The organism is Streptosporangium sp. NPDC053982 (genome assembly GCF_055585205.1).
In genome coordinates, this window is the sequence record NZ_JBVJKQ010000051.1 from 1 (window position 1) to 1224 (window position 1224).

Genomic DNA, 1224 nt, shown 5'->3' on the forward strand with positions numbered 1-1224 from the left:
GATCACGCCGCAGACCCTGATCAACATCCGCCCCGTCGTGGCGTCGATCAAGGAGTTCTTCGGCACCTCCCAGCTGTCGCAGTTCATGGACCAGATCAACCCCCTGGCGGGCCTGACGCAGAAGCGCAGGCTGAACGCGCTGGGCCCGGGTGGTCTGTCGCGGGAGCGGGCCGGCTTCGAGGTCCGTGACGTGCACCCCTCGCACTACGGCCGCATGTGCCCGATCGAGACGCCGGAAGGCCCGAACATCGGCCTGATCGGCTCGCTGGCCTCCTTCGGCCGGGTCAACTCCTTCGGCTTCGTCGAGACCCCCTATCGGAGGGTGGTGGACGGGAAGGTGACCGACCTGATCGACCACTTCACCGCCGACGAGGAGGACCGGCACGTCATCGCGCAGGCGAACACGCCGTTGAACCCCGACGGTTCGTTCGCCGAGCCGCGCCTCCTGGCCCGTACCAGGGGCGGTGAGACCGAGCTGGTCCGCGCCGAGGAGGTCGACTACATCGACGTGTCTCCGCGCCAGATGGTGTCCGTCGCCACGGCGATGATCCCGTTCCTGGAGCACGACGACGCCAACCGCGCGCTGATGGGCTCCAACATGCAGCGCCAGTCGGTGCCGCTGCTCAAGAGCGAGGCGCCGCTGGTCGGCACGGGCATGGAGTACCGCGCCGCCACCGACACGAGGGATGTCATCAACGCCGAGAAGGCGGGTGTGGTCGAGGAGGTCTCGGCCGACTACGTCACGGTGATGAACGACGACGGCACCCGCACGACCTACCGGGTGGCGAAGTTCAAGCGCTCCAACCAGGGCACCTGCTTCAACCAGAAGCCGATCGTGGCCGAGGGCGACCGCGTCGAGGTCAACCAGGTCATCGCCGACGGTCCGTGCACCGATGACGGTGAGATGGCGCTGGGCAAGAACCTGCTGGTGGCGTTCATGCCCTGGGAGGGTCACAACTACGAGGACGCGATCATCCTGTCCCAGCGGCTGGTGCAGGACGATGTGCTGTCGTCGATCCACATCGAAGAGCACGAGGTCGACGCCCGCGACACCAAGCTGGGGCCTGAGGAGATCACCCGGGACATCCCGAACGTGTCGGAGGAGGTGCTGGCCGATCTCGACGAGCGGGGCATCATCCGCATCGGCGCCGAGGTCGTGCCCGGTGACATCCTGGTCGGCAAGGTCACGCCGAAGGGTGAGACGGAGCTGACGCCGGAGGAGCG

General features: G+C 67.2%; 1 pseudogene. It reads left to right on the plus strand.

Going from position 1 to position 1224, the window contains the following annotated elements:
* Positions 1-1224, plus strand: a pseudogene (locus tag ACZ6W9_RS36975) (DNA-directed RNA polymerase subunit beta); the annotation flags it as partial.